Genomic DNA, 1,173 nt, shown 5'->3' on the forward strand with positions numbered 1-1,173 from the left:
GACCTGTCAATTTCATATGTCCAGTGACGATCGCGGAGAGGTCACACCCGTTCCCATGCCGAACACGGAAGTTAAGCTCTCCAGCGCCGATGATAGTTGGGGGATCTCCCCCTGTGAAAGTAGGACGTCGCTGGGCGATTAATTATGGAGGATTAGCTCAGTTGGGAGAGCATCTGCCTTACAAGCAGGGGGTCGGCGGTTCGAGCCCGTCATCCTCCACCATATTTTACTGAAAACAGTATATTGCTGGCCTAGCTCAATTGGTAGAGCAACTGACTTGTAATCAGTAGGTTGGGGGTTCAAGTCCTCTGGCCAGCACCATTTTTAGAGCCATTAGCTCAGTTGGTAGAGCATCTGACTTTTAATCAGAGGGTCGAAGGTTCGAGTCCTTCATGGCTCACCATTTTTATGCGGGTGTGGCGGAATTGGCAGACGCGCTAGACTTAGGATCTAGTGTCTTCGGACGTGGGGGTTCAAGTCCCTTCACCCGTACCATATTGCGGAAGTAGTTCAGTGGTAGAACATCACCTTGCCAAGGTGGGGGTCGCGAGTTCGAATCTCGTCTTCCGCTCCAACTTACTTATTACCGTTATTTATATAACAAGTCCTGCCGGGGTGGTGGAATTGGTAGACACACAGGACTTAAAATCCTGCGGTAAGTATTTACCGTGCCGGTTCGAGTCCGGCCCTCGGTACCATTTTAATATGCGCCCTTAGCTCAGCTGGATAGAGTGTTTGACTACGAATCAAAAGGTCGGGAGTTCGAATCTCTCAGGGCGCACCATTTTCATATTAAAGAAAAATCGGGAAGTAGCTCAGCTTGGTAGAGCACTTGGTTTGGGACCAAGGGGTCGCAGGTTCGAATCCTGTCTTCCCGACCATTTTCATCATAAGGGGCCTTAGCTCAGCTGGGAGAGCGCCTGCTTTGCACGCAGGAGGTCAGCGGTTCGATCCCGCTAGGCTCCACCAATATTTTTTGACCTTTGAAAACTAAACAAGAAGCCAAGCGAAGTGGGATATTTTAAAATATCCCGTCAATAGAAACAAATCGTTGAATGGAAACATTCGACAAACGCCAGACGAAAGTTTGGTTTTGATGTCATGGACATCAAACTTGATGAAAAGTCATCATACTTTATCGGAGAGTTTGATCCTGGCTCAGGACGAACGCTG

The 1,173-nt window shown here is 48.8% G+C and carries 9 tRNA genes and 1 rRNA gene; all 10 read left to right on the top strand.

The window, feature by feature from the left end:
* The first annotated feature begins 19 nt into the window (after positions 1-19).
* Positions 20-136: ribosomal RNA gene (gene rrf, locus QDN89_RS21870) — 5S ribosomal RNA — on the top strand.
* Positions 137-146: 10 nt separating this feature from the next.
* Positions 147-222: transfer RNA gene (locus tag QDN89_RS21875), tRNA-Val, on the top strand.
* Positions 223-245: 23 nt separating this feature from the next.
* Positions 246-321, top strand: a tRNA-Thr gene (locus QDN89_RS21880).
* Positions 322-327: 6 nt separating this feature from the next.
* Positions 328-403: transfer RNA gene (locus QDN89_RS21885), tRNA-Lys, on the top strand.
* 7 nt (positions 404-410) lie between these two features.
* Positions 411-495, top strand: a tRNA-Leu gene (locus QDN89_RS21890).
* A 4-nt stretch (positions 496-499) separates the two neighbouring features.
* Positions 500-574, top strand: a tRNA-Gly gene (locus QDN89_RS21895).
* Positions 575-609: 35 nt separating this feature from the next.
* Positions 610-698: transfer RNA gene (locus QDN89_RS21900), tRNA-Leu, on the top strand.
* Between the two features lie 9 nt (positions 699-707).
* Positions 708-784: transfer RNA gene (locus tag QDN89_RS21905), tRNA-Arg, on the top strand.
* A gap of 20 nt (positions 785-804) precedes the next feature.
* Positions 805-881 (top strand) — tRNA-Pro (locus QDN89_RS21910).
* Positions 882-893: 12 nt separating this feature from the next.
* Positions 894-969, top strand: a tRNA-Ala gene (locus tag QDN89_RS21915).
* Positions 970-1,173: the final 204 nt, after the last annotated feature.

The organism is Salipaludibacillus daqingensis, from assembly GCF_029891575.1.
In the GTDB taxonomy this organism is placed as follows: Bacteria; Bacillota; Bacilli; order Bacillales; family Salisediminibacteriaceae; genus Salipaludibacillus; species Salipaludibacillus daqingensis.